This is a genomic window from Pseudomonas citri (genome assembly GCF_025336485.1).
GTDB classification, from domain to species: Bacteria; Pseudomonadota; Gammaproteobacteria; order Pseudomonadales; family Pseudomonadaceae; genus Aquipseudomonas; species Aquipseudomonas citri.
The window spans coordinates 13,899-39,788 of sequence record NZ_JAODAB010000010.1; the positions used below are offsets into that span (position 1 = coordinate 13,899).

Consider the following 25,890-nt stretch of genomic DNA (forward strand, 5'->3'; position numbering starts at 1 on the left):
CGCTTTTGAGTGCCGATAAAGGCACGCATAGCAGTGCTGAGACACACGAATCCAGCAAGATTCTGGCCCTTTAAACTCCTTTTCTGGCGAGCTCGCGCCAGCCCATCGACCCTTCGCGGGGATGTCTGCGAGTAAAACGAAGTGGCATGTCCTACGCTGAGCAATCTGTGGAGCTGGTGGGAGGCTGGCTGATGTACAAAACGGTGTCTTCCCCGGCCCTTGAGCTGTTCGAAAAGGTTTGGTCTACGCCAGTCCTGAAGCTCGCTCGTGAGATTGGCGTTTCTGATGTCGCGCTTGGCAAGGCTTGCAGAAAGGCTGGTATTGCCGTACCTCGGCGCGGTCACTGGACAAAACCAGAGGAAAAAAGTCCCAAGAAGCCAGCACCACCGACTTCCGACCAGGTAGTGTCATTTCACGTCCTCGACCGCTCGTTGTTTCCTCCGACGCCCGCCAAAACCACGAATGAAGCGCCGCCACCTCCCAAAGTGCCGGTACCTGAAAGCCAGGTTGATCCACATCCACTGGTGGCTCGCTGGCGCAAGGTCGAAGAGATGCTAGCAGGCACCTTTGCTGGCGCTGACAGCCCAGAAAACTCGCGATCCTTGCCTCTTAGAAACCTTTCACTTGTCCCCATCGATAGGCGACCCATGATCCCGCTTGCAATCCAGTTAGTTTGGAAGCACCCTCGGCAAACTCGACAAGCATTAAATTGCCAGCATGCTGAGGACGCCAATGAACACCAAGAACGGTAGTATCAGTGCTGCGCTCAGCGACGAGATCAACTCACACCGGGCGCGGCTGGCGCCGTTCTTCAACGGAAATGCCAAACCTAACCCCTCAGTAAGCTTTGCCAATGATGGTACGGGCTTTGGTAAGTCGTACAACGTGTTCGATCAATTCATCGAGCACGCAGCAGAACGTGACGAACGCGGCGGCCATCGCAACCTCTTCTTCATTACCCCGCACAAGGCGCAGATAGATGTCTCCAAGGCAACTCAGGATAAGGCAGCAGCGCGAGGCGTCAGCATTCTGAGTTTCCTTGCGGAGCGGGATTTGTCTGACCTCAGCTTCGTCGGCTGGGTATCAAAGGTGCGCAATGAAGACCTGTACGCCAGCTGGGCGAAGGCCCTCTATTCCGACTATTACCACGAGACTGTTAACGAACTGAGCAACGCGACCAGTGGACTCAAAGCAACGGAGACTGAACAGGCGCGGTACCTGAAGTCGGAGGTTGCCGACTATCTGCGGGAAGCCGAGCTGGAGCGTCGAATTGATGCTGCAAAACAACGCCTGCTCCATGCGTTACAGGATTTGGCCAAGGCGGTGATCCGGGAGAAGGTCGGCTTCGAATTCGTGACCACTCAAGAGCGCTTCCTGCGCGCCAGTAATGATCGAGAGCGAGCGAAGATCCAGGTTGTCGATCACGTTTTGCCTTTTGAACGGGCCAAGGTGGGGCCAACGATCTTCATTGCCACCACCGCCCGATTTCTGAAGCGCGCGTTCATCGTGTATCTCGACAAAAAGCGAGAGCCGAACATCAAGAAGCTTAGCTTCGAAGAAATTCTAGGAGCCAAGCGCCCACCCACCAATGCTGAAGAGGAGAGTATTGCCCCGATCGGAGCCGCCTGCAGCTTGTCCCATGACGAGCAAATCACCTACTTGATTGAAGATTTCTTCGTCCCTGACGAATCCAACTATTTCAAGACGCATGGCATCACCTTCAACCTCGTCATCGATGAAGAGCACGACAGCTACGACCGAATTTTTGAAGAGAGTAAGAAGAAGCTGGTCAGCGAGAAGGTCAAGCCGCCTCACGTCATTGCCGGCCTGCACCGCTTGATGGAGATGATCTCGGCAAAGTATGGCCCTGATGACGAGGAGCCCATTGCGTTCAACGAAACAGTTGAGCTGATGAAAGATCTGCGCCGGCATTACGAAGAGGATTGCGAAACCAGCGTAAGCTTGGACTCTATCCTGCAGATGTGCTCCGGGAATGTCGGCCATATCACGATCAACAATCGCGACGTAGAGCAAATCCTTGCGTTGTCACAGAATATCTTCAGCCTGACGCCTAGGCGTTTCTATAACGAGGCCGCCCTGAAGCGAATCCGGATGCGATCTGTATGCGGGAAAAGCGAGATCCGCCTGTCTTTCGATGATGGCGCCCCATGCTCCGATCCAACCCTACATGACTTCCTACAGGTCATGCTGTGCGCTCTGTACGCATGCTCCAAGATTCCTCAGGACAGCCCGCTGCGGCATCTGCTTGAGCTGGGTGAGGATGCTAGTCAGAACGCCCCCCTGTCTGAGTTCATCAAGAAGTCCCGTCAACATCGTTCCTACGTGGCTTCTGTTTTTGACCGCGCCAAGGACGCGGAAATCTTCGTTGACGCCTTCTTCACGTTCTTCGCCCCGAAAATTGTGTTTTCGCTGGTTAAGGTGGACGAGATTCCCTTCGGTGGCGACGCGGTGAAGAACCGGGTATTCGTCGACTTCCATCTCGATCTGATCCTGGAACTCCCCGAGGTCAAACTGTTTCGTGTCCTGCACGGAACGCAAAATAGCGCTATGTGCCTCAGCGCCACGACAGGCTTCAAGCATTCCTACTCCGGCAATTTCTCCAGGAAAATGCTCGCCCGCTATGGGGAAGCACCATCCAGTAACCTTGATGTACGGGTCGTTCAGCGCTCCCAGGCTGACGTAGGCGCGATGTCAGATCTCCGGACTGCTCGTGCGAAAGCCAGAACCATGGAAGTCAGGCCCTTCCATAAGACGTCCGCCGACGACATCAGCGGCCTGCGCATTGATCCCGTCTTCAAAAGCACCTACCGCTTCTGGTCAGACTCCCTGCTACCGCCTGGATATCGTGAAAACAAGTACCGGATGTCTGCATACCGCCGGCAGATCGAAGCGATGCTCATGGCAGCCTGGGACGAGAAAAATACCTTCGTTCTATCGCTCAACAATCGCTTCGCGGAGCTCTTCAAGAGCCTGTTCGCGCAGGGTATTGAGGGGCGCTTGAAGGGCCTGCGGTGCCTCTACCAGGATAAGATTTTTGAGTTGAAGCCCTTTGAGGGCAAAACCAAGATAAGGGTCATTCTCTTCAGCTCCCAGCTGGCGAGGGAGGTCGACATTGATCAGTATCTCAAGGTGGATGCTGACACCCGTATCTGTTTGATCTCTGCCTACGGCAGCGCTGGTACCGGCCTCAACCTGTTCGTTGAGCGGGCCGAGGACAATTTCCACCAGGACTTTGACCGCCTCGTGTTGGTCAACACGCCTTTCTACAGCGCGATTCGCGAGAAGGACACCGGCCTCAACACCGTCAAGAACCACATTCTTCTGCTCAAGCACATCTCGTCCGGGGAGAGCGAGGCGGTACGCTTAGCTGAGTTCGACTCGAACCTTATGCAGCCCAAGAACCGCCGCATTTTGAACCAGGAACATGACCTGGCCGTTCTCAAAGCGATCATCCAGGCCGTAGGGCGAGTAGAGCGGCGGGATACTCTGCTCCATACCGAAATATTCCTGCCCAGTGACGTCATCGATGACCTGATCGTGCGGTATAGCCGGCTTCGCCGAGAAGGTAATGACCTTCTCATCAACAGCCTTTCTCTGCTGAATCACAATCTCATGCAGTTCTGCCTGCAACAAGCAGAAAGCCGATGCTTCGCGACTCAGGAAGAACGTGAGCAGTTCACCACCACCGTCGCTGCGGCTGCTGGTGACATCGAGGACTTCTTCAGCGGAGCATTCCGAAACAAGATTCTCAGAAGCGCGCGTGAAGGTGACCGGGATGCCATGGAGCTCAATGAGATGCTCAGATCGCAGGAGAGCATCACCGCTCCAGAAAAGTACGTACGCAAGCTGCTGACATCCCCGCTGTTGAAGGCCTCAGGTTACTACCAAGGGGTCATCAGCACCTTCTACCTGCCTAGGGACGTGACCGATAGGGTCACCGTCTGCACGACCTTGGAAAGCTTCCATCACCTGAGCGACCTGTTGCATGGGCATGCCGTCTACCAGCCCGGCAAGTGGCTTGTGCCGGACTACGTGCGCACCGATGGTGAAGACCATGACTCAGGGCCCGGCATTATCAATCTGGCGTGCAATATGGCCAGCGATGGGATTGATGTGCACCTACCGAATCCCGCCCTGATTCCACTCCTGAAAGGGAATGTAGGGGAATTCATCTTTTCGAAGGTGCTCTCCACGCTCGGGGTCAAGCCACTGAATCTGGATCAGTTAATCTCTCTTTTGGGCCCTGCGGTGTACGAGCGCTACGACACCTACGTTCACGATGGAGACACCCTCATCTGCATTGACGTGAAGCGGTGGTCGGGCACCCTGGACAACCAGGAGCTGTCCCTCAAAACCCTTCACCGGGCGGAAACCAAAAGGCAGGAAATGTACGAGTTGTGCAGTCGCCTGAACCTGCGACCTCGCTTCCTTTACGTCAACACGCAACCGGACGACAACGACCTGAATGCCGAGCGTGAGTTTAATTTCGGGGAGTCGATCCACTTCCTCAACGCCTTCAAGATGATCACCAAGTATGTCCCCGTCACAGGCACAACTCGAACCCACCGTGTCGATGACCGCTTGATGATCAACCCCACTTTGGTACATCTGCTAAGGAACGCGCAATGACCCTTTTCAATGTCTTGGAATCTGGAACCGCCGCCAAGGCTCGCACAAACATGCTTAAATTGTCCGGTGATCTTGAAGGCATCATTGAGCGCTTGTCGGTTCCGGAGGAGGGGCAAGGTTTCGTTCAAGCAGCAGTTGTCGAGGTCGCCAGGAAATATGGCGAGGAGGCCGCAGAGTACTATCAGCGGGTCGACTCCACCATCAAGGATTTCATCCGCAAAACGCTTGGTGTTCCTGCTTCGACGGGGGTGCACTACAGCAGATTCAGTGGCAGAAAAGGGGTGTTCGGTTTCCTCTTTCTGAGCATTCAGGCACCAGAACCTGGTCAGGTTCGCCGGGTAATTGCTGAGCACTCGCTATACCCCAATTACGCAATTCAGGCGCTCATGGACTTAAAGCTCAAGCTTTCGTTCCTCGGCGACGTTCACAAGCACTACGAGATAGCGCCAGTCGAGTTCAACGCGGATCTGTACATTGGGCTAGTGCACAGCCGCACGATGAAAAACGGCAGTTACGTCTTCGATGCGCTGCAGTACGACCTGTATTTTTCCACCGAGCAGGAACTCGCGCTCACGCTCAGCAGGGTGACGATGCAATGCTCTCTCTCGCAGGACTCCATTAGCCTGCCGGTGGGCGAAACGGGTAATCTCATGTTCGATTGGTCTGGGAAGCGCTTCCAGCGTACCCGGAAACTCAATGCGACTACGGACAGTGATCGCAATTACATGGCATTCGCCACAAACAACGTGAACGCGACGGCCTTCGATCAGTACCACAACAGCATCAACTACCATCAAACAGACTGCCTGAATCGAATAGAGCGTCTGTTGAAGCGTTATGGCATCGAGTTCAAGCCTGTTGTTTACGAGGCAACCCACCAGGTTAAGACTTTCCTGGAAGGGCTCCCTAAGATGTCAAACCCACTTTGGCTACTCGATACGTCGTCCAAGCCGTCGACCGATGAGGCCTGGCTCGGCAGCACCTCTAAGCTTGCAGATAAATTCGGTGCCTCCAAGGTGTTGACCGCAGAGAGCCTTCCCGCACCTACAGACCTTGAGGTGGGCACCACGAATTATTTGGTGGTCAACGAGAAGGTCAAGACACCAGGGGGTAGCAAGAACGGCTCCAGCATCTTCGACACCAGTGCCAACGAGGCCCACAACAGCTTCTGGCAGGCGCTTGCGCGCAAGCAGCGCAGCCCGGAAGCCGTCTTTGATTACTACACCTCCGTGAAGCTGCACCGCTTCACAGGAGGAATAGACAGCATCTGTCAGGGTTTCAACGTGTTGCCGGGCAAATCTCTGTCGGCAGCGTCGATTGAAAAGAGCTTGCAGGAGCTGGCGCTCAAGGAATGCATCTTCCGGGACAAACTGGTGAGAATCGAAGGCGCGTCCTTGCCCGCGCGGTCTATACAGTTGATGAGCTGTCGGAAGGATCGTGGTGAAAACATCTACATTCAGGTTCTTGATGTGTTTGTTGAAGGTGAAAGTATCAAAATCGAGTCTTCCCGCCGCTACGACGAATCCTCGAGAGGAGAGTTCAACTACGAGTTCAAGAAGCTAGCTGCAGTCTTCGGGAAAGAGGACAAAAAACCATTCGATGCTATCTGGGATGGGGCTTTCCTGATCCATGACAAAAGCACTGGTGCCTGGCTAACGGCATACAACACGGGCCGCGTTCCCTCCATAATCGGAAACACACTTTTCGATAACCAAGTGCGCCAGGACAGCGGCGTTTCTCCCTCGCGGGAGGTCGGTATCCAAGCGGCTGCACTACCGTATTACCTGACTCCCACCAAGCAGAAACAGCGCCACAGCGTCTTCATCCAAGACAATGGCGTTGAAGGCGCATGGTTCTTTGTAGCTTCCAACAAGTCTGCTAACAACACGATCCAGAAGCAGAGTCTGGTCTACAACACCTTGCTCACACGAGATTGCGGTACCCGGCTTCCCGTGTTGGATCACCCGCTGGGTGAACTGTTCTTCTCCACCTTCACCTACGACATCGTGAAGCTTCGAGAGTCGGCCAAAACCTCAATTCTTCAGAAAATCGTCGAAGTCTGTCTGCATAATTAGAACTGCACGTAGCCTTCAGGTCTTGGGCGCAATGCTGATGCGTACAGTCGGATCGTTGAAAGCGCAGGGTGATTAGGGGCTGAGCTCCGACAGGGGGGCGCCTTCCGGGAAAATGGGGGGCAAACCAGCAGTTGTCTCTCCATTTGCTGACGCGCCAATTCAATGTACTGGAACTCAACAAAATTCGGGTCACGGCCTCATCTACATTTACAGGTATGAAGAAGATCTAGATGCGAATGGGAGCCTTCCATTGCTTGGTCACAAACCCAAATCCATCTCCAGTTTCGCAACCACCAGGTGTTCAGGTAGCCACTGAGCAGGACACCATTCAAGTACTGCCAGGGTGAGCGTGTTCCATATCGTTAACTGAATGCGAAGCGCATTGTATTCCTTGTGAACAAACATCCCACGGTAAGGCTTCAGGATTTGTTTCAGAAGCAGCATGACTCCCCGAGGGTAGCGGCCACGACCTTTATTATCCGCTACGGGGATATATCGAAAGCAATTGTGGCGCTGAAAGTACTTCTCCTCGACCACCTTTGCCAACCTCACCCGAAGCTCCTTTTTGCTCATCCGAGACGCTAATGTCCACCAAACAATTTCGACGTCCTCGAGCTTCCAGCCTTCAGGCGGGCTATCCTCGTAATCGTCGTAATCGTCGTAATCGTCGTAATCGTCGTAATCGTCGTAATCGTCGTAGTCGGCAAATGGCAGTGGGCGGTTCGGGTGTGGCCAAGAGCGGGCAGGTTGGCCAGGAGTGAGGGTGATCGGGGGCGTGGTCATGTGCGGCTTAGGGGGCAAAAGGTAGGGGGCGTACTAAAACCGAAATGACCGAGGAGGGCAAGAATATGATCCAGCCTTCCAGCGTCCCTTCAGTTTTCAAAGTGTTTGGGAGGGCTGAATTCTTTGACGGGCAACACTGTAGCGACGGTAGAGGCGGGTACCAGGCCAACGTAAAGGTGACAATGCCCTCGGTAAGCAGGGAATTACATTTTCGCCTGGCTTTTAACTGACCGGATAAAGCCCGGCAGCTACCGACCACGACGGTTGCGCGGCTAGCGGGTATCAAGATTCCCGCCAATCAAGGGGGCCACCTACGAGGCGTACCCTTGACTGATTCTTTCAAGCTCATCCTTGACCGACAGATGCCCAGCCTCACTGTTGGCGAACGCCAACGGAGTAGCATTACCGAACGCTTTTTCGGCTGACTCAACCAGATATCTGCCTTCTCTTGTTGCCAAATACCTGCTCGGCTTGGCGTCGGATCAGCTCAACATAATTCATTTGCGGCTCTCGTTAGTCGCGCGGGCTAGCCGCTTGATCAAGTGGTAGCCCAGTTCTTGGGCTACCACTTCATTGAACGCGGCTGTAGCTGCGAATCAGCGTGGAGTCTGCGCTGGGGCATGTCTATTGGCGTTGCGGCAGGGAGGTGGCAGGGCTTGCTTTCCTGGTATCTCAAGCCCGCCGTCAGTACTTCCCCACCTACTTCCGATGCAAGACAAGTCCGTGAGCAATGTAATCGGCAGTCACTACAGCTGCAGCCATCGATGCCACTTCATGAAACACATCATCCTTCAGGTGGTCACCGTGGTCACTGATCCCTCGGATGACCAGCGCAGGGACTTCATGTCTGGAACAGGCTTCAAATACCCCATGAGCTTCCATTTCAGCGACGCACACCTTGCCATGCAGCTCTTGCATTTTCTTGAAGAGATTCTCGTCGCGTACCAACTTTTCCCCTGCCGCAATCGTAACGGGTGTCGGGTTTAGAGCCGCAGACACTTCGCCTGCAGCTGATGAGTCCGGGAAAACCAGTCCTACGGTCTCGGCGTGGCGCGCGAGGCGCGCCAATCGGGAACCTTGCACAAGATAGGCGCCCATATCCTGTTGAGTACGAAATTCGGGCTTGGTGATGTCGGGCCTAGCGACCATGACCCCGCCTGACAGTGCAGCGGCGCCCTCGTAGGCAACGACGCGTTCCGACATGATCACGTCGCCTAGCTTCAGTTTCGATCTCATGCCAGCGGCAATGCCCATCATGAAGACTGCATGAGGGCGGTACTCAGAGATGAGCATCGAGGTCACGGCCGATGCCTGGGCATTGCCGGCACCGTTGAACGATGCCACGAGACAGGTGAGTGGGCCGTTGCGGCCTTCCACCTTGACCTTCCAGGCATGGATACCATGCTGACTTTGTATTCCGAAATCGTCGTCATCAACGCCTAGCGCATGTTTGGCCGCCGCCAGCTCGACGGGTAATGCAGTCAACACCAACACATCGGGAGTTGCCGCTGCGTCAGCAGCGATGCGCTCTTGGACGAAAAGCTGCACTGTCTTGTCGGCGAGGCCTTGCAGGTCTGCCGGAGCATGTTGCGCTGACAAGCCGAGCAGTTTGCGTCGAACGCTTTCACCGGTGTGTGGGAGATAGGCGGTCGGGTTTTGAGTGAATTGGCGGTGGAGCTGGATAGCACCCGGGCCGTCTTCGCTGAACGCGCCGACGTCGATGTCAAACGGAAAAACCGGAAGCTTCAGTTTGAGCGCTCGCTGGGCACGGTCGATGACGCCCTTGCCCCCACCGATGGCGATCATGGCCGTGGCCAGATCCAGTTGGGCATCGCGAATGTTGCCGCCGGTGACAACATCGTCATCGACGTACTCAATCTGAGCGATATCTTGTTCCACAAGGCGACTGATCAACTGGCGGCCTTCGTCATCCATTTTGCTATACAAAGCGCGTTGGGATGTGACGATGTGCAACCGATTTTTGGTGTCCTGTAGCGCCGCCAGCTGCTCAAATTCGCGGGCTATCGTCCAATCGAATACCATGGGGTCGCCATGATCGTTCTTTGGCTCACTGGTCAGATAGACGACCAGTGACGCCTGCGCATCCAATGCTGCTTTTGTCAGTCCGCGAACCAGATGATGTGCCCGGTCGACCAGGGCGCGGTCTGTTGATTTTGAAATGCTCCCTGCGATCAGGACGCACTGTTTTTCTAAGCTGGCCATCCAGAGGCTCCTACTGCTGATAAGGGGTGGCGCTGGCATCTTGCTCGATGGGTCAACTCATCGGCGGCAGCAGATGCTCTATTTTCTTGCGGTTTTTCAGAGTCAGCTGTTGTCGCAGAGGAGAGTTTTCAGGCCTCTCTTCCTGCAGGTTCAGATGGTAGAGCAGGTAAAAGGTCAAGGCTTGCCGGCACTGAAGCGTGATTTCTCCGTCCTGCATTGCATAGTCCCATTCGATTACCTTCTTCTGATACGGCTTTAATCGCGGATTGGCGCCGATTACAAGGTTAACGATCGTGTGCCATTGACTATCTTCGGACGCCCGATCCTCATCGGGGCCCGCGTCACGGGCAGTGACTACGCGGGACAAAGAAAAGTCGCGAAACTCGTGCTTGGTGTGGCAGAACGCTCGGAAGTGCCAGCGAGCGCCATCCTGGACAAGCGCGTGAGGCGTCAACTTCCGATCAGTCGGCTCGGGAGTCGACAAGGAGCGGTAGGTTACGAACAGCGCATGCTTTTGACGAATCGCCCGCAGCACCAGACCTACAGTGTCCGCATCCAGGCGGCGTCCAGGACGGGGTACGGTGGCGACGGGTGCATGCCATCCGAGGAAACTTCCATAGGGAATGTCCGGTTGTATGGCGATCCTCAAGAGGTCATCTAGGTAGCGCTCCAGTGCGCTAGATGCGAAAACTGGTGTAAACGCTGGCGTCGATTTGTAAACCCGAGTCCGATTGTCGTACTCAAGGTTGTGTGAAGCCAGGCGTGCGTACTCGGAGAGGTCGATGGATGCCTGGGGTACGGAAATTCCAAAAAAATCAGTCAGATCGCTGCGGTTGATCTGTCCATCCCACCTGAGTCGGTAATCGATAAATTCTAAACGACGCTCTTGACCCCAGCGCGCGCCTGGGCGTGCGGGTGCTGCGGGGTTCTTGCCCTGCACATTGGGTTCATCAGTCATCATGGTTACCTCGGTGCGTATAAAAACTAGACTACATCTAAAAAGTAGTCGTATAGTAAGGCTACGCGAGCAACCTGCAGATGGCAATCGGTCGGCCCCGGGCACCCTCCGTCCGGCTTCAATTCCACGCATGCGCCGCCGTGAAATGGGTGCACTAGTGCACCTGCCACCATCTCGCTGGCCGGCTCATCGGGGGTCGTGCGGTAGGGGTGATGGTTAGCTCAATCATCGAGGCTAGTGTCATGCCATTGAACAATGCACAGATTCGACGCTACGACAGTAACGTGCTGCGCCTGCCCAAGGACAAGCGGGAGATCTACAACGGCCAGGTCGACCGGCTCATCAAAGCGTTGCGAAGCAAGATCCGCGAGCAACACAAGATCACCATCGAGCGTGTGGTCAAGGCGGGTTCGTTCGCCAAGCACACCATCCTGCGCAAGAGCAGCGACAACCCGGTCGACGTGGATGTGGTGTTTTACATCTCCGGTAAAAGCGTGAGCGAGGAGTCTTATCAGAGCCTGAGTGATCTGATCCACGCCGCGCTGATTGAGTTGTATCCGAACAAGGCGGTTGAGGATTTCGTGATTCAGCGTAAGGCGGCCACTGTGACCTTCAAAGGTACAGGGCTCGATGTCGACATCGTCCCCGTGATCGCTAACGCGAACAAGGAGGGCTACGGTTGGCAGTTCGATCGCGTGGATGGTTCCAAGGTCGAGACCTGTGCCCCCTGTCAGATCAAATTCGTGGCTGATCGCAAGAACGAGGATGCTGACTTTCGTACCCTGGTGCGCCTGGCCAAGCGGTGGCGCAATTATTCTGAATGCACCCTCAAATCGTTCGCCATCGAACTCATCATGGCCCATGTCCTGGAGGTCAACGGAAAGGAAGGCTCATTGGAAAAACGGTTCCGGGACTTCCTGCTTTACATCGCTCAGTCCCAACTCAAGGAAGTGATCAAGTTTCCGGAAAATGGGGCGGTTGACCCGGACTTCAACGACCCTGTGGTGATTCTGGATCCTGTGTGCAACACCAACAATGTCGCCAGCCGCATCACCGAGGCTGAGCGCAAAGAAATCGTCGCACTCGCCAAATCATCCTGGGAGAGCGCTTACCTTGCATCCGAGGACGATGATTTCGACGTATGGAAAGAGCTGTTCGGCAAGCAATTCAACGTGGAGGATGCCGCATGAGTCAGACGGCTACTCAGACAGAAACGTTCTCGGTTGCGGACATCGAGATCGTCATGCGGCGGGTGAGGATGGACTTGATGATGATCGCTTCCAGCACGGGCGCCGTCACCGAGGAGCGCGCCCGGGAGTGGGCCCATGACATTGAGCTGCTGGCGAAAGACGGGTACCTAAAGTCGGTAGACGTAACCATTCTCTCCAACGATGAAGAGCTGAAGGCTGCACGCTTCACCATTGACGCCGAGTCAGGGGCGCTCAGCAACGAGCGGCCTGGTGATAGCTTGTGGCCCAAATGCCCTGATGGGCATCTGCGCATCGTATTGTCTTATACCAATCGCTACGATGCCGCAGCCCAGCAAAAGTTGACGCCCAAATTCAAACGTCCGTGGTCGCCCTCCAGCGCGGACATCAGTCACAGCAAACTGGCCTCGAAGGTCGGTCGTGAATACTCCAGTAATGGTTACGGCGTGCAGCGCAAGGATTACGGGCAATGAGTAAAGTCAGTGTTTTCGATACCGAAACGGTGCTGCCGGATCGTCAGTTGTCCGCCCGGGAGACCGGACTTCTTGGGTTCTCCAAGCGGTACGACCGTGTCTACAAGCAGCTTCGGCTGTTGTTAGATCTTGGGCACCTTGATGCCTGGAGCAAGGACTACCATCACGGCGTCCTTCCTATCTGCAGCCTGGTCGCTGATCAGTACCCGATGGTCATCTTCCATGGTGACGTGGGCACAGGAAAAACGGCGATGGCCGAATGCATCGCTAACCGCATTGTGCGCGAATCGAGCACGGAAGACTCGGTGCTGCTCAAGCTGAGTAACCGTGTACGGGGTAGTGGTAAAGTTGGCGAAATGGGCACGCTCTTGACGCAAGTTTGGGCGGAGGTAGCCGAGGCAGCTGGCAAAAACCGGCGAGCTATTTTGCTCATCGATGAGGGCGATTCCATTGCTGCGTCCCGCTCTCAAAGCCAGAGCCATCATGAAGACAAGGTTGCCGTGAACACGCTCATTCAAGGCGTGGATGAGATGCGTAAGTACAACGGGCGCGTGGTCGTCTTCCTGTGCACCAATCGCCTATCGGTGCTTGATGCGGCTCTGCAGCGACGAGCAGCCATCGTCGAGGAATTCCGGAGGCCCGATTCAGAGGAGAGGAAGGCCCTTTTCGAGATGGATCTCCAAGGTATGCGATTGACGGACAACCAGTTCCAGGAGCTCGCGGTGTTGACCGGGGCACAGGCCGACCGGCCTGGTTGGACGTACTCCGACATCCGTACCCGTCTCTATCCTGCAGCGTTGTCGCTGGCCTACCCCGATCGCGCGCTGACCTTCAAGGACTTGAAAGACACTATAAGCTCACTTCGCCCCTCTCCTGTCATGGAAGATAAGTAGCGATTCATCCATCGTCGCGGCTGGGGCATGTTCTCAGCCGCGCTCAGCAATCGAGTCGCCAGCACGCGGTGCTCGATGCATGTTTACTGAGGAGTGACTTCATGACTGCAACACCCGAAATTTTTATTTCCGTGGATGTAGAGGCCTCAGGGCCAATCCCGGGCGAGTACAGCATGTTGTCGATCGGTGCGTGCCTGATGTTCGATGAAGCGCAAACTTTCTCCTGCTACTTGAAACCGATCTCGGACCGTTATGTGCCAGAGGCACTGGAGGTTACTGGATTATCACTCGAAGGGCTTCGCTCTGAAGGTTTGGATCCCCGCGAAGCGATGCAGCGTTTTCAGAATTGGATTGAGCAGGTCGCGCCGGAGGGCACCAGGGCAGTCTTTGTAGGCTTCAACGCTTCGTTCGACTGGTCGTTTGTGAATTACTACTTCCACTACTTCCTGGGACAGAACCCATTCGGCATCGCAGCCTTGGACATCAAGTCGATGTATTTCGGCGCCACGCGAAGCACTTGGGAGCAGACTCGCTCAAGTGCGATTGCCAAGACCGTTAATCCCCGTAAAAAAGGGGATCACGACGCCCTCCACGATGCGGTATATCAAGCCGAGCTGTTTAGGCTGATTCAGGCTCAGTTGATGAACGACTAAACCACCCGCTCATCATCAGCCTTCATGTTCTCTGCCAGATGCTCGACGCTTGATGTGCCTGGTATGGGGAACATGGCGGGCGAGTGCTCAAGCAGCCAGCGCAGCGCTCCTTGGGGTGTCACCGAACAAGCATTATCAGTGTGCTCTCCGTGCTCAAGGCATCGGCCAGCACCCAGCGGGGCATAGGGTACGAAAGCAATCTCGTACTTCTCACACCATCGCACAACGTCATCAGATTCAGCGTTCAACAGGCTGAAAGAATTCTGGACGGCAGCAATCGGGGCAATCTTCGTTGCCTCGACAATCTGAGCAATAGTGATCTTGGACAATCCCAGTGCTTTGATCTTGCCCTCGGTGCGCAGCTGCTCCAGCTCCCCGACCTGGTCGGCGAGCGGTACGTTGGGATCAACCCGGTGCAGGTAGTAAAGATCGATTGCGTCGACGCCGAGCCGGCGCAAGCTCAGTTCCACGCACTGGCGCAGATAGGCAGGAACTCCGCATGGTGTCCATCGACCTGGTCCCTGTCGGGTAAATCCACCTTTGGTTGCAATGATCAAATCATCCGCATAGGGATGCAGTGCTTTGCGGATCAGCGTTTCGACATCGTGTGGGCCGTAGGCGTCAGCAGTATCTATGTGCTGAACGCCTGACTCCACTGCTGTCCGCAAGACTTGGATCGCGTTCTTTTCGTCGCCAGGTGGCCCCCAAATGCCAGGACCTGTCAGCCGCATGGTTCCAAAACCCAGGCGACGAACCCTCTTGCCGGCCAGCATCCCGTGCGTCGTTAAAGTCATGCTAACCCCATGCGGTGGAATACGTCGGCGGTGAGCTCTTCGAGGAGCGCTTCGCGCACCGCTGGAGAGAGCACTCGGTGGTTTATCGAAAGACGGCCAAGAAGTTCATGCAAGTGGGTGTCAACCGATGCCCTGAAACGGGTGTCAGTGTCTCGTCCGGGGCCAAGGGCTACCGAGGTGTCGAGTTTCGTCGCAAGAACGGTTGTGTAGTTGGGGCAGTAGTTGAGCAGCAGGCTGCCTATCGCTTCCACCTCATGCGCAGCGGCGTAGGTGCCTCGATACTCAACTGCCGCATTCCAATACGCCACCGCATCGATGATGGGTCGATCAACAAGCACAACCTCAGCATTGGTACGGGCGGCATGCTCCGCTTCAAGCGTCCGGTCGATGAACCACATCGTGGAGTCGTAGGTATGCTGGGTCAGCAGTGGGATGCCTTGCTGAACGGCGAGAGCCCCGAAGGAGGAAATGGTTTCGACGCGAACGCCCTTCAACTCAAGGGAGGCCTTCAGGTCGCTACAGAACGTGGATTTTCCGGTTGAGTGGGTGCCGGCAACCCCGATAACGATTGAACTCACCACAGGCTTCCTTGCTCTGGCGCTGGTGTTTCTTTCTCGGTCTGAGTCTTGAGCTGGGCGATTTTGCACACTTCAATCCAGCTCTCGATGAGCGAGTCTTTGATCAAGCGGCTGAGGAGCAGGGCGGTTACCCGTGCATCTTCTCCGGCGCGGTGCAGCTCACTTGAGATTTCGCTGTCCAGGCCAGTCAGCGTCAGCAGTGCCGAAAGGCTATGGCTTTGAGCATTCGGATACACATGGCGTGCAAGCTTCAAGGTGTCAATCACGCCAATGGGGGCCCAGTCGGGTAGATGGCGTTTGATCACCCCATAGTCCACGGAGGCGTTGTGCGCGACAAACCATTTGCCCTGCAGATGTTGTTCGACATCGCCCCGTAATTCTTCCCAGGTAGGTGAGTTCTTCACCTTCGAGTTGCCGATGCCATGCACTCGTTTTGCCTGCCAGGTGATTGGGTTTGGCGGCTTGATGAGCCAGCTCGAAGGATCATTCCCCTCGACGACTGGAAACGAGGCAATGGCGAGCTCCACAAGATCAGGCGGAGTGTGGCCATTTCCTTCAACGTCGACGATTACGATGGGCTCGGAGGGCCATTGGAACTCCGTGTCTGTCATAAGATATTCCTCTGCGCTTCCGCGCGCCCATGGCGATCATAGTGATGCGGTTTGTCGGCATCGTGCACTTGATATCCAAGCGTGTGCTGCATGAAGTATCGCCGCTGTTCATCCAGGCCGCGAACAATGATGGATCTGTCTGTGATCACCGGCTCGCCCTCGGCACCCAGGCTCCGACATAGGTTGCTGAGAAGCGTCTCATCAGGTTTCTTCCAAGCGGTTTTGCACGTTGAGTACTGGGCGGACGGACAAGTCGAACAGAGTTCCGTGATGCCGAAATGACCGTTGTAGTCGGGCTGCTGATGAGCATAGGCAACACCACAAGAAGTCTTGCGAAAAATGGGCGTATCCGGGGCCTGCGACTGGTAAATCCTGAGCAATCGTTGTTCTTCCTCCAGCGGCAGAAGCTTGCGCCTTGCGGTCGAGGTATAGGGTTCGGGAATGCCCTGGCTTTGGTAATGCTGGGCAATCTCCTTACGATAGAACAAGCCGCTGAAGACCGTTGCGTGAGCGTGTTTCGCCAACTGCGCAGCCCGAGCAATGTGCTGGTCTGAGTCATTGAGTCCTGGAACGATCGGGCGCCAGTAAAGCACCGTCCGGTACCGCTGCGCATGCTTGAACAGAAGGCGCAGGCTGTTGACTGCGATCGACGATTTGATCGGCTCGACCTTGGGGTCGTCGATACCCGAGTAGGTGACCAATATCGTCAGCTTGATATTTTTCAGAGCGTTAAAGCGCTTGCAATCTTCAGATGTCACTCGCCAGCGTGTGATGACCAGGACGTTGTTGGTCAGGCCAGCCAGATCGAGCAACCGCAAAAGGTTATGAGTGTGGGGCTTGACCTCCGGAAGCATCGGATCAGTTGCCCGGTTAAACAACTGAATCGGTGTGATGTGAGGCTGGAAGTAGCGATGCGAGATGAACTGCTCAAATGCCTGCTCATCGGTCATCAATGCTTGAGGCTTACGTTGGTCGAAATTCCCGAACAGGTGCCGCACGCAGTAGCTGCAATCCAAAGGGCAGCCGACGATATGGTTGAGGCTGAGGCCGCTTTTTCGGTACTCGACGGGGTCTCTTAGGCTTGGGTTAACCTGTGACAGCTGCGTGGCGTCGATGATGGTGACGTTTTTATCCATTGACGCGATCCTCGTGGCTCGATTGAGTCGCGGACATCCCTTCGATTTATACCAATCCATCCTGTAGCGTAAGCCGTCAATAGGCAGCTACTACAAGGTTGGCAAGTTGCTAGGCTATCAATTTGCCATCAATGCGCGCAATGACCTGCGAGCAGATCTCTTTTCAAACTGAAGGGTTTTCTGCTGCATCAATCGTTCACCTCAATGAGTCAGTGATGCCCCTCGCCCATCGAACGAGAGAAGAGCTTCCTGTTGTCTGGCGGCCACAGTTACTCGCTGAAGGCCGATGTCATAGCCGATCATGAATAGCGAAGCTTCCAGGGCGCGCAGTGGATCGTGGGGGGAGTCGACCGAGTGGAAGGGACTTCCTTTCGCGGCTGGGTGCGCCAACACGGTGCTCAACACCCAGTTCGCACGCAGATTCCAGAGCGCATGATGAGTGCCCGAGCGAAGCCCTTTGAATTGGAGATTGCCGTCACCGGGGTTTCGCCGTTTCGGGGCGGCTGCGTTGGGCGCCTCTTTGGCTGCAGCCCAGGGGAAGCACAGTGCGTGCGGGACGTTATAGAGACCTTGGGATTGACAGTACTTCACAATCAGCCAGCCGAGTGCTGCGGCAACGCAGCTGTCATAGATGACGAAATTCTTGCAGAGCAGCGAGTAGACCTTGGTCATTCCAGAGTTGAAGCGCAGATGCTTCGAACGCAAAACTGGCGAAAGCTCATCGCCGGCGTCCATCGCGGTCTGTACGGCTTCCAGCAGACCTGCCAGTCCTTGCTTATTCGCCTTCAGCCAGCTTGCGTTGCCGGCACACACACCGCCCCAGCTCATCACGTCAAGCGTTGCGTCCAGAGCGCGGTTGTCATCGCCATGGATATGTTCCAGGTCATTGCGCAACGCAGCTCGTCAGTTGAAATAGCCCTTGAGTGACTACAATCAGTCCATGGGCACTTGGACGCTAGAACTAGTTGTCTCCAAGATCACTATGCGGTGGCAAACGTGCTGGTGTGATCATGAGCTTGATCCAGTTGGCAAGACTCAACGGCCACGACTCATATGCTTATATTAAAGACACGCTGAATAGTCTACCGACCCGGAAGATAGGCAGCGATCTGCGGCGTCTAGGAACACCGCCGACCTTTTGCTGCCGACAATAATGAAACAGCTCGTTCGGCCGTGGACTCCGCATGCTTTCCATTTTTTAAGAGGTAAGTGGACTGGATGTAGTTTCCGGCAACGGTAGCTCCTGACCAGGTTAGAGAGAGGGGTTGGGATTCCAGATGAGGCTGTAGGCATCGAAACCTGGCCAGAAATTGTCGAAGTAACGAAAATCCATGTCTCTCGCCATTTCACGTTCTCTTTCACCGATGATATCCCATACGTATTCAAAGCGGTCGTTGAGAGTGGTCAGTGTGAGCAATCGGGTGGCTTCATCAGGTGAGAGCTTAGCTACACGCTCCAGCGCCTCTTGGTCATATCCGGGGTTTAGAAGCCCATCAGATCGGGCAATTAGACGTTGAGCTTCGTCAAAGATACCCAAGAGCCAGCCGATACATTGGAATTGGGAGATCCGGACAGACTTGAATTCCTCACTGGTACCAAAAATTTTCACAGTAACTACAATTTCTTTTTCAAGATGGCTTACATTGATGCAATAGGACATGGCTTTTCCCTCTACTTATTTTTAAATTCGGCTAGGATAATGATCCACTATAAATTTTCTATTTTCAAGTGAAATATCATTGCCAATTTGGCAACTAAAAATTTTGCGCTGTAGCGCTATGTCGTTATTTTTTTAACTAAGCGTGAATCTACCAAATGTTGTCCGACACTATCCTTAATATTGGGAGGGCTTGAGCGAGTTGATATTTTCTTGTAAGTTAAAATTTTTACAGTGCAAGTATTGATAATCACGTTTTGTGTTTACAATTGGATATCTGATTCTTAAAAGTGTTTGCGCTCATCGCCTGGTGGTTCGGATGACGTATTTGGAATCGTTGATCGGCTTCAGTAAGCCATTCAAGGATTCTTTTATGGATTATTCACCGCCTTTGCTAGAGGGCGTTTGCTGGACGTCGAAGCTATCAAGGCGAACATTCAATAGCAGAGGCCGTTGATGGATTCGAGTCGTGTGGAGTCGGGTTGACATAAGCAGCAAAAATTTTACTGCTTTAGTAGGGTAATTGGCCCTATGTTCCTATTCCCATGGGCTCGTCTGCAATGCATTCGCTTCAATCCTTGGCGGGGGACTCAGATAGAGTTGATCAGCCTGAACGGGAACCTGTAGGGGGCTGCAGGACCTGTATCACGGGTATGAAAGTTTTTTCGGTCACGGCTTGATGACTCAAGGCGGATGAATCCAAAAGTCCTACAAAAGGCCTAGGTAGAGTTACGTTGGCGCTGAGGGTTACGCGCTCAACAGGGTGGGCGACGACGCCCAAATGGGGCAAGCCGACGGCTGAATCTCATTTGCCAAAACACACGCCCAATGCAGTGGAGCGTAACAATATTTCGGGGGCAAGCATCATCTAGGTTGACAGGCATCAAGAGGATTTAGCTGCGAATGGGGCTTTGAATCGCCCGGTCACAAACCCAAATCCATTTCGAGTTTCCCAGCCACCAAATGCTCCGGTAGCCACTCTGCAGGACACCAATCCAATACTGCTAGGGTGAGCGTGTGCCATATCGTTAACTGAATGCGAAGTGCATTGTATTCCTTGTGCACGAACATCCCACGGTAAGGCGTCAGGATCTGTTTCAGAATCAGCATGACTCCACGAGGGTAGCGCCCACGACCTTTGCTGTCCGCTATGGGGATATACCTAAAACAATCGTGGGGCTGAAAGTACTTCTCCTTGACCACCTTTGCCAACCTCACCCGAAGCTCCTTCTTGCTTATCCGAGACGCTAATGTCCACCAAACGAATTCGACGTCCGTGAGCTCCCAGCCGTCAGGCGGATAGTCCTCGTAGTCGTAGTATTCAGCAAAAGGCAGAGGGCGGTTGGGGCGCGGCCATGGGCGGGCAGGTTGGCCGGGAGTGAGGGTGATCGGGGAATGGGTCATGTGCGGCTTTGGGGTCAAAAGGTAGGGGGTGTACTAGAGCCGATGTGATCGAGGAGGGCAACCAGGTTCCGTAAAATTTATGGCTAATCAGATTCTAGCCGGCGCCAATCCAGCCAAGGCAAACACGTGCGTCGAGTGTGCAGAAGTTGAGCTGGCCATCAAAAGTTTGGCTGAGCGTAGGCTGGGAATGTCTGTCGTGCCGGGGGTAGTTCAGTCGTTACCGTGATCGTGTCGGCTGAGCGATATCTGCCTTCATGTATCCACAGGTGTTCGCACTGTTTTTGCGATAGTGTGAACAGCCCCAATTTTTTAACGGCCGTTCGGTACACCATGTAGCCACCACTCATAGGACACATGGCTCGCCACCCCGAACAATCTTTTTTGGTGCAAATCCAGTACTGACCGCTAGCCTGCAGTGGGCCTTGCGCCGGGACCATCTAAGGATGTCACACAGAATGCATAAAGCGGCTACGCGACCTGGGCGATCAGCCTCACTTGGGTTGCTGGGGGCGATGGGTATCTCAGGCTGGAAGCAAGGAGGAACCACGCATATGAACAAGCATGTCTTCATCATCATCCTGGAGTCCGGCAAATCGCTCATGACCCAAGCATTGGTCACGATGAAGCGTTAACACGACGCCCGGGCCGCAAAAGTTTCCGAGGCTGAGATTGAGCGTCTTCGGCTAGATGCTGAGAGCCTCTTTCAGGTCGTGTCGGAGTTCCAGCGGCGGGTCATCGGATCGCGCGACACTCTTCACTGACTGCTTAACAAGCAATCGGATCCGCCATGGACGAGGCCGGTCAGATCTGGCATGTGGTAGTGCCTGTATTTGTGTCCAAGTCGCGTGATTTTCATGCCCAAGCAGAATTTTGACGGGCTTTCAGTAATACTGATGCAAATCAGATAAGGTGAGCCACCGGAGAATCATGGTTCTCATGTGTTCTGCCAACTTATGTCGTAAAGGTCTCGTTTGATTGCGCCTAGCCATTCGTTTTTATAGTCGGCTCGAGAGAAATTTAGTGCTGTTTCTGGAGTGAGCGACCAGTTTGAGCTTGAAAAAACTGCCCGATTCACTTCGTCCAGTCGGCCCTGGCTGTAGCTCAACAATGCTTCGATGAATCGAATTATTTCTTGTTCTGAAATGGCTAGCCGCTCCTCCGCCAAAAAAGTCTCAATTGATCTTTTTGCTTTGGCGTAAAGTGGGTGGGAACTCGACGGCTTGTTAATAGTGATTTGAGGTGCTGGGGAGGTTAGTGCTAGCTCACGATGATCAATGTAAGATTGAATGTCGAAATCGTAGGAGATTGTTTCATTGTCTTCATAGGGATGAAGATGCTCGTTAGTGTAAAAATTTTCCGTGCCTTTGAGTGAGCTATTACAGGTATGGCAGCTTGGGATCAAGTTGTAAAGCGACAGGGCGAGGTATGGATATTCACTCTTGGGATAAAAATGATCCAGAGTAGGGCGCAATGAGCTGCTTTTGTGATCTTTGTAAATTGTTACGGCTAAGCTCTGCTGGCAATAAGGGCACATCCGATAGGATGAAGACATACACAGCTTGTAAGCGCTCCAATCTCTATTGCTTTTTGTCGCAAATCTACCGTAGTCAAATAACTTCTCGCAAGCGTCATTGAATTCCTTTTGCAGTGCCTCACTGGTCTTGTTTTTGTGGAATTCCATGTCCTCAATAATTATCCTGAGCTTTGCCGGGCGTGAGATTGCTAAACTATCCCCATGGCAGATAAGTAGCCTGGCCATTAAGGGGTTTCGGTATATCAGCTCTTTATCCATGATGCTTTTTAAAAAAGCCTTATGTGTATCCTCTACGGATTTTGACCAGATGTCTGCGATGTTGATCTGCATGTTATATCTTGCGCTCCAACAAGCCTCGTTCGATAAGTTTTTTATTGATCTGCCTGCGAATTATCGGGTCGCCGATCATCTCTATTCTCTCAGGTGAAATTGGAGTTCCGCTCGAAATATCGTCCACTACTGATTTGATAATCCTTGCTGCAAATGTTCCCATCGTACCGGTTTGCCCGACCTCCCGTACCACTGCATCCAATGGTGCGCCGAAAGACTCGTTCGGCCTACGGGGGGTATTCTCTTCGATGAGATCTTCGAACCAGCTACGGCCATCCAGTATAAAAGTGGACTCTTGTGGGAAGTCGGACATTAGCACCGGTGAATGAGTGGCAACTATGATTTGGACGGTTTTAAATTTCTGTCTTAATAGTGCTGCTGTTTTGTCAAGGTAATCTACGTAGCGTTGCTGCCATGCCAGATGTAGGAACGCATCTCCTTCATCTATCATTAACACTAGGTTAGTGTACGGCCCTTCATCAAGAAGGCTGGTGCAGGCCATTTCAATGCTCGAAAATTGATGTATCAACGCTGCTGCGCCTGAGCTCAACTCAGTCAGGCTCAATTGACCAAGTTTGCCTAAGTCTAGGGTTTTTAACTGCTCATGCTGCTGCTCATCGATGTGGTAAACATTCCTCTTCAACTGCTCATCATTGAGAATCGCAGCAGTTCTCCGGAGCTTGTTAAGGGCTTCATCATACTTCTTTCTAGGGACGGTGGGTGTTTTAGTAACCTTGCGGGACAATGAGAATCCGAGAGCTTCAAGTATTTGCATTTGGGCAGTGGAGCGTGGGGAGCGTCCCGAACGGGCATGTGCGTAAGCTCTAATCTTTAATGCGAACTCCGAACCGATCCTGGATCTTAACTCTTTAGCGAAATCGCTGTGGATTTCCGACCGCCGCCGGGAGACGGTTTTGAAACTCTCCCAGTCAAAAGAACCGTCAGGGTGTGTAATTCGCGTGTTAAGTTCGTTGTCCCTTTGAATGAATGGTGCTGGCCATGTGTCGGTTATCGCATTATGTGACCTGCCGAGCTGTGAAAGTAGATGGCTGATCTCGAGCTCGTGTATTTGGGATAGCGTGAGGTTTTTTCTGGCTTCAAGTCCGAAGGTTGACTTTAGTTGGTCAATGATATCCTTGTGTTCAGGCGTCAGGGGTTTATCCGTGTTTGAGAGGCTCGTTTTGATAAGCCTGTATTGGTTTCCTTTTTTGGGGCCAGGCAAGTGGTATGGCGCGGAGGTATAATAAACTGCGCAAGTAGAGTCAAAGCCTTCTTCGTTATTCCAAGTGATAGATGCGGGGGTGTCGGGTGATCCCCTACGGGCTAGCGCGGAAATCAAACCCATCATCGCACGCGTTTTGCCGCTGCCATTTGGGCCGACTAAGAGAGTCATCGTGTCAGCGGCAAATAGAGATCGATTATCCGGCCCAATGGAGGGGGATTTCGATAAAGGTATATTAATCCCGTCATTTTGGAAGGACGTAATCAACTGGGTTTCCTTAATGGTTTGACTTCAATTTGATAAAAGCTTTTCAAGTTGTACTACTGCAGGTTGTCGAGCATATCTCAGCTAAAGCATTTTGCCTACAGTGCGCGGGTTGAAAATAGTGCATTCTGGTTCGTTTCGAGATGTTGGAGTAATGTATGAGCTAGTTGATAGTTAGTTTGCCATATTTTGGCTGTTTGGGTCGAGCTAGTACTTATTAAAGTAGTTTGTCAATGTTAACTAAGGCGGCAGTTGTGAGAGCCCGTATCAGTGCGAATGTGTAAACGCCGTCGGCGCGTCCTTCACGCACTACCAGTTAGAGTTCGTTAGCGCCCTTGTTCAAGCGCTCGCGCGCCCAGCCGTGTGTAGGGCGCTGCACGTTACGACTCTCGACGCACACGCCGGCGCCAGTGAAAGTTATGAATCGCTTGGTTTCTCGCAAGTGCTGCGCGACAACACTGATCGACATGAATGGCTAGTCCGAAAGAATATCTGCTCAGCCTACCAAAGCGGGCGGCTTCGAGCTCCAGCGGTCTAGTGATGTTGCCGCGCAAGGGCGGACAAGACGATGTTGTTTAGTGCTCGATCTCGGCAACCGTCGCAGCTTGGCGTCCGGCACCGAGCTCGATCTTCCAGCTGCTTTTTGGGGGGGGCAGTAACGTGCTTCAAGTGTGCAGTTGGCTTCTTTCGATTCACAAAGCATGCACTAGAGTGCAGTAGTGTGCATTCAGCTCAGATGCATTCTATTCAGGTGGATGCTTGTTACTGATGAAAGCGCCTGAAGGATTCGGCTTTAAAAGGAATTACAGGCATAAAAAAAGGACTAAAATTTCTCTAAGTCCTTGATTTATAAGGGTTTGTGGCGGAAGGCCAGGGATTCGAACCCTGGGTGCGGTATTAGCGCACGCTGGTTTTCAAGACCAGTGCTTTAAACCACTCAGCCAACCTTCCGAAAGGGGTGTTGCAAGGAGAGGACAACGCTACTAAGTATGCAGCTGGGGAGTACCTAAGATAAGAACTCATGGACCTGTTACAGTCGACGGTTTTCAAGACCGTTGCCTTAAACCACTCGGCCACACCTCCGTATTGCGTTGCGGGCGCCATAATACCCGAATGAAACACACTGTCAAACTCTCAACGTAGCTTGTTACAGAGCGTCTGATATTATCCTTGCCACTGAATGTTTCAAAAACGATGGAGGTCGCCATGCGCGAACAGGATTACGCAGTGAACAACCGCGTGCAGGCCGAGCAGCTAGAGGTTAGCCGCGTCCTGCGCAACACTTATGGCTTGCTGGCACTCACCCTCGCTTTCAGCGGTGTGATGGCCTACGTTGCACAACAGATGCGTGTGGGGTATCCCAACGTCTTCGTGGTGCTGATCGGTTTCTACGGTCTGTTCTTCCTGACCAACAAACTCCGCGATTCCGGCTGGGGTCTGATTTCCGCTTTCGCCCTGACAGGCTTCATGGGGTTCCTGCTCGGCCCGATTCTCAACCGCTACCTGCAAATGCAAAGCGGTGCGGAAATCGTCAGCTCGGCCTTCGCCATGACGGCATTGGTATTTGGCGGCCTGTCGGCCTACGTGCTGATCTCCCGTAAGGACATGAGCTTCCTGAGCGGTTTCATCACCGCCGGTTTCTTCGTGTTGCTGGGGGCCGTGGTGGCGAGCTTCTTCTTCCAGATCACGGGCCTGCAACTGGCGATCAGCGCTGGCTTCGTACTGTTTTCGTCGGTCTGCATCCTTTACCAGACCAGCGCCATCATCCATGGCGGCGAACGCAACTACATCATGGCGACTATCAGCCTGTATGTGTCGATCTACAACCTGTTCGTCAGCTTGCTTCAACTGTTCGGCCTGATGGGGCGTGACGACTGATTGCATGCTTGGCGAGTGAACAGTGCGCTTCGGCGTAACGCTGTTTACTTGAGAAAAAGCGGCGCCTTTCCAGAAATGGAAGGCGCCGCTTTTTTTGGGCTTCGTTTCTACGCCATCGGCGGCAGGCGTCGCTTGACCGGGGTCTTCTTGACGATGGCGGTGTTGGTTTCCGCAAGGACATTGAGCTTGTCCAGCAAGATGTCCAGCTGTTCCATCGAACGCACATGCAGCCGTGCGATGAAGCAATCTTCGCCGGTCACCTTGTCGCACTCGGTAAACTCGGCAATGGCCTGGATCTGTCGCTCCACTTCCTGCAACTGCCCTGGCAACGGGCGAATGCGCACAATGGCCTGGAGCTGGTAACCGAAGCTTTTGGGGTCGACTTCAACGGTGTAGCCCCTGAGCACGCCGCGCTCCTCCAGTCGGCGAAGGCGTTCGGCGACGCTGGGGGACGACAAGCCGCTCAAATTCGCCAAGGCCTTGAGCGAACGCCGGGAGTCTTCCATCAGGGCGCTGATGAGGATCTGGTCGATGTCGTCGGTCATTTTCACTCCGTTAGGCGAATA

The 25,890-nt window shown here is 53.8% G+C and carries 21 protein-coding genes, 1 tRNA gene and 1 pseudogene; 9 read left to right on the forward strand and 14 right to left on the reverse strand.

The window, feature by feature from the left end; all coding sequences use genetic code 11:
• Positions 1 to 146: 146 nt before the first annotated feature.
• The 3 genes from N4Q37_RS13410 to N4Q37_RS13420 are packed head-to-tail and all read left to right on the forward strand — an operon-like array spanning position 147 to position 6,725.
• Positions 147 to 752 carry a hypothetical protein gene (locus N4Q37_RS13410; RefSeq protein ID WP_260958485.1) on the forward strand — a complete coding sequence of 202 codons (606 nt, stop codon included), beginning with the start codon at positions 147 to 149 and terminating at the stop codon, positions 750 to 752.
• Positions 733 to 4,650, forward strand: a complete 3,918-nt coding sequence (locus N4Q37_RS13415) for a hypothetical protein (RefSeq protein ID WP_260958486.1) — start codon at positions 733 to 735, stop codon at positions 4,648 to 4,650. Before N4Q37_RS13410 ends, N4Q37_RS13415 begins: the two co-directional genes overlap by 20 nt.
• Positions 4,647 to 6,725, forward strand: coding sequence for a hypothetical protein (locus N4Q37_RS13420; RefSeq protein ID WP_260958487.1), 2,079 nt, complete (start codon positions 4,647 to 4,649; stop codon positions 6,723 to 6,725). The genes N4Q37_RS13415 and N4Q37_RS13420 overlap by 4 nt, the downstream gene beginning before the upstream one ends.
• A gap of 258 nt (positions 6,726 to 6,983) precedes the next feature.
• Here the strand turns inward: N4Q37_RS13420 and N4Q37_RS13425 are convergent, their stop codons facing one another.
• The 3 genes from N4Q37_RS13425 to N4Q37_RS13440 form a co-directional block, all read right to left on the reverse strand.
• The gene (locus N4Q37_RS13425) at positions 6,984 to 7,508 is read right to left on the reverse strand and encodes a hypothetical protein (protein WP_260958488.1); all 525 of its coding nucleotides are present in this window, start codon (positions 7,506 to 7,508) and stop codon (positions 6,984 to 6,986) included.
• 699 nt (positions 7,509 to 8,207) lie between these two features.
• Complete coding sequence (locus tag N4Q37_RS13435) at positions 8,208 to 9,731, reverse strand: phosphorylase family protein (protein WP_260958489.1); 1,524 nt, start codon at positions 9,729 to 9,731, stop codon at positions 8,208 to 8,210.
• A gap of 52 nt (positions 9,732 to 9,783) precedes the next feature.
• Positions 9,784 to 10,692 (reverse strand): helix-turn-helix transcriptional regulator, encoded by a 909-nt coding sequence (locus N4Q37_RS13440; protein WP_260958490.1) that lies wholly within the window; start codon positions 10,690 to 10,692, stop codon positions 9,784 to 9,786.
• Between the two features lie 239 nt (positions 10,693 to 10,931).
• Between N4Q37_RS13440 and N4Q37_RS13445 the strand changes: the two genes are divergently transcribed.
• From N4Q37_RS13445 to N4Q37_RS13460, 4 genes are all read left to right on the forward strand, one after another.
• Entirely contained in the window at positions 10,932 to 11,879 is a 948-nt protein-coding gene (locus N4Q37_RS13445) for a CBASS oligonucleotide cyclase (protein ID WP_260958491.1), read from the forward strand.
• On the forward strand, positions 11,876 to 12,370 hold the full coding sequence (locus N4Q37_RS13450) for an HORMA-1 domain-containing protein (RefSeq protein WP_204123437.1): 495 nt from the start codon (positions 11,876 to 11,878) through the stop codon (positions 12,368 to 12,370). The genes N4Q37_RS13445 and N4Q37_RS13450 overlap by 4 nt, the downstream gene beginning before the upstream one ends.
• Positions 12,367 to 13,263, forward strand: a complete 897-nt coding sequence (locus N4Q37_RS13455; protein WP_260958492.1) for an AAA family ATPase — start codon at positions 12,367 to 12,369, stop codon at positions 13,261 to 13,263. Before N4Q37_RS13450 ends, N4Q37_RS13455 begins: the two co-directional genes overlap by 4 nt.
• 101 nt (positions 13,264 to 13,364) lie before the next feature.
• Positions 13,365 to 13,916: a 3'-5' exonuclease gene (locus N4Q37_RS13460; RefSeq protein ID WP_260958493.1), complete on the forward strand. Its 552-nt coding sequence runs from the start codon at positions 13,365 to 13,367 to the stop codon at positions 13,914 to 13,916.
• Here the strand turns inward: N4Q37_RS13460 and N4Q37_RS13465 are convergent.
• The 5 genes from N4Q37_RS13465 to N4Q37_RS13485 form a co-directional block, all read right to left on the reverse strand.
• Positions 13,913 to 14,710, reverse strand: coding sequence for an aldo/keto reductase (locus tag N4Q37_RS13465; RefSeq protein ID WP_260958494.1), 798 nt, complete (start codon positions 14,708 to 14,710; stop codon positions 13,913 to 13,915). The genes N4Q37_RS13460 and N4Q37_RS13465 overlap by 4 nt on opposite strands.
• Entirely contained in the window at positions 14,707 to 15,288 is a 582-nt protein-coding gene (locus tag N4Q37_RS13470) for an ATP-binding protein (RefSeq protein WP_260958495.1), read from the reverse strand. Before N4Q37_RS13470 ends, N4Q37_RS13465 begins: the two co-directional genes overlap by 4 nt.
• On the reverse strand, positions 15,285 to 15,899 hold the full coding sequence (locus tag N4Q37_RS13475; RefSeq protein ID WP_260958496.1) for a 3'-5' exonuclease: 615 nt from the start codon (positions 15,897 to 15,899) through the stop codon (positions 15,285 to 15,287). Before N4Q37_RS13475 ends, N4Q37_RS13470 begins: the two co-directional genes overlap by 4 nt.
• Positions 15,896 to 17,035 (reverse strand): radical SAM protein, encoded by a 1,140-nt coding sequence (locus N4Q37_RS13480; RefSeq protein ID WP_260958497.1) that lies wholly within the window; start codon positions 17,033 to 17,035, stop codon positions 15,896 to 15,898. Before N4Q37_RS13480 ends, N4Q37_RS13475 begins: the two co-directional genes overlap by 4 nt.
• 201 nt (positions 17,036 to 17,236) lie before the next feature.
• Positions 17,237 to 17,929 carry a hypothetical protein gene (locus N4Q37_RS13485; protein ID WP_260958498.1) on the reverse strand — a complete coding sequence of 231 codons (693 nt, stop codon included), beginning with the start codon at positions 17,927 to 17,929 and terminating at the stop codon, positions 17,237 to 17,239.
• A gap of 83 nt (positions 17,930 to 18,012) precedes the next feature.
• On the opposite strand from N4Q37_RS13485, the pseudogene N4Q37_RS13490 reads away from it, so the two are divergent.
• Positions 18,013 to 18,189, forward strand: a pseudogene (locus tag N4Q37_RS13490) (transposase domain-containing protein); the annotation flags it as partial.
• 98 nt (positions 18,190 to 18,287) lie between these two features.
• Here N4Q37_RS13490 and N4Q37_RS13495 read toward each other — a convergent pair.
• The 5 genes from N4Q37_RS13495 to N4Q37_RS13520 all read right to left on the reverse strand — a co-directional run bounded on the left by N4Q37_RS13495 (position 18,288) and on the right by N4Q37_RS13520 (position 24,397).
• Complete coding sequence (locus tag N4Q37_RS13495; protein ID WP_260958499.1) at positions 18,288 to 18,695, reverse strand: hypothetical protein; 408 nt, start codon at positions 18,693 to 18,695, stop codon at positions 18,288 to 18,290.
• Between the two features lie 921 nt (positions 18,696 to 19,616).
• The gene (locus N4Q37_RS13500) at positions 19,617 to 20,096 is read right to left on the reverse strand and encodes a hypothetical protein (protein ID WP_260958500.1); all 480 of its coding nucleotides are present in this window, start codon (positions 20,094 to 20,096) and stop codon (positions 19,617 to 19,619) included.
• A 934-nt stretch (positions 20,097 to 21,030) separates the two neighbouring features.
• Entirely contained in the window at positions 21,031 to 21,960 is a 930-nt protein-coding gene (locus N4Q37_RS13510; RefSeq protein WP_260958501.1) for an HNH endonuclease, read from the reverse strand.
• Position 21,961: 1 nt separating this feature from the next.
• Positions 21,962 to 23,449: an ATP-binding protein gene (locus N4Q37_RS13515; protein WP_260958502.1), complete on the reverse strand. Its 1,488-nt coding sequence runs from the start codon at positions 23,447 to 23,449 to the stop codon at positions 21,962 to 21,964.
• Positions 23,450 to 24,306: 857 nt separating this feature from the next.
• Positions 24,307 to 24,397, reverse strand: a tRNA-Ser gene (locus N4Q37_RS13520).
• Between the two features lie 255 nt (positions 24,398 to 24,652).
• On the opposite strand from N4Q37_RS13520, the gene N4Q37_RS13525 reads away from it, so the two are divergent.
• A complete protein-coding gene (locus tag N4Q37_RS13525; RefSeq protein WP_260958503.1) occupies positions 24,653 to 25,324 on the forward strand; it encodes a Bax inhibitor-1/YccA family protein in 672 nt (223 codons plus the stop codon).
• Between the two features lie 107 nt (positions 25,325 to 25,431).
• Here N4Q37_RS13525 and N4Q37_RS13530 read toward each other — a convergent pair whose 3' ends face one another.
• Positions 25,432 to 25,869 (reverse strand): Lrp/AsnC family transcriptional regulator, encoded by a 438-nt coding sequence (locus tag N4Q37_RS13530; RefSeq protein ID WP_260958504.1) that lies wholly within the window; start codon positions 25,867 to 25,869, stop codon positions 25,432 to 25,434.
• Between the last annotated feature and the right edge of the window lie 21 nt (positions 25,870 to 25,890).

What these genes read in the sequence shown, in the direction of transcription:
- N4Q37_RS13525 (WP_260958503.1), top strand. Translation starts at nt 24,653, where the DNA reads ATGCGCGAACAGGATTACGCAGTGAACAACCGCGTGCAGGCCGAGCAG.
- N4Q37_RS13425 (WP_260958488.1), bottom strand. Translation starts at nt 7,508, where the DNA reads ATGACCACGCCCCCGATCACCCTCACTCCTGGCCAACCTGCCCGCTCT.
- N4Q37_RS13410 (WP_260958485.1), top strand. Translation starts at nt 147, where the DNA reads ATGTCCTACGCTGAGCAATCTGTGGAGCTGGTGGGAGGCTGGCTGATG.
- N4Q37_RS13450 (WP_204123437.1), top strand. Translation starts at nt 11,876, where the DNA reads ATGAGTCAGACGGCTACTCAGACAGAAACGTTCTCGGTTGCGGACATC.
- N4Q37_RS13440 (WP_260958490.1), bottom strand. Translation starts at nt 10,692, where the DNA reads ATGATGACTGATGAACCCAATGTGCAGGGCAAGAACCCCGCAGCACCC.
- N4Q37_RS13530 (WP_260958504.1), bottom strand. Translation starts at nt 25,869, where the DNA reads ATGACCGACGACATCGACCAGATCCTCATCAGCGCCCTGATGGAAGAC.
- N4Q37_RS13435 (WP_260958489.1), bottom strand. Translation starts at nt 9,731, where the DNA reads ATGGCCAGCTTAGAAAAACAGTGCGTCCTGATCGCAGGGAGCATTTCA.
- N4Q37_RS13465 (WP_260958494.1), bottom strand. Translation starts at nt 14,710, where the DNA reads ATGACTTTAACGACGCACGGGATGCTGGCCGGCAAGAGGGTTCGTCGC.
- N4Q37_RS13495 (WP_260958499.1), bottom strand. Translation starts at nt 18,695, where the DNA reads ATGTCCTATTGCATCAATGTAAGCCATCTTGAAAAAGAAATTGTAGTT.
- N4Q37_RS13480 (WP_260958497.1), bottom strand. Translation starts at nt 17,035, where the DNA reads ATGGATAAAAACGTCACCATCATCGACGCCACGCAGCTGTCACAGGTT.
- N4Q37_RS13455 (WP_260958492.1), top strand. Translation starts at nt 12,367, where the DNA reads ATGAGTAAAGTCAGTGTTTTCGATACCGAAACGGTGCTGCCGGATCGT.
- N4Q37_RS13420 (WP_260958487.1), top strand. Translation starts at nt 4,647, where the DNA reads ATGACCCTTTTCAATGTCTTGGAATCTGGAACCGCCGCCAAGGCTCGC.
- N4Q37_RS13415 (WP_260958486.1), top strand. Translation starts at nt 733, where the DNA reads ATGAACACCAAGAACGGTAGTATCAGTGCTGCGCTCAGCGACGAGATC.
- N4Q37_RS13510 (WP_260958501.1), bottom strand. Translation starts at nt 21,960, where the DNA reads ATGCAGATCAACATCGCAGACATCTGGTCAAAATCCGTAGAGGATACA.
- N4Q37_RS13475 (WP_260958496.1), bottom strand. Translation starts at nt 15,899, where the DNA reads ATGACAGACACGGAGTTCCAATGGCCCTCCGAGCCCATCGTAATCGTC.
- N4Q37_RS13445 (WP_260958491.1), top strand. Translation starts at nt 10,932, where the DNA reads ATGCCATTGAACAATGCACAGATTCGACGCTACGACAGTAACGTGCTG.
- N4Q37_RS13460 (WP_260958493.1), top strand. Translation starts at nt 13,365, where the DNA reads ATGACTGCAACACCCGAAATTTTTATTTCCGTGGATGTAGAGGCCTCA.
- N4Q37_RS13500 (WP_260958500.1), bottom strand. Translation starts at nt 20,096, where the DNA reads ATGACCCATTCCCCGATCACCCTCACTCCCGGCCAACCTGCCCGCCCA.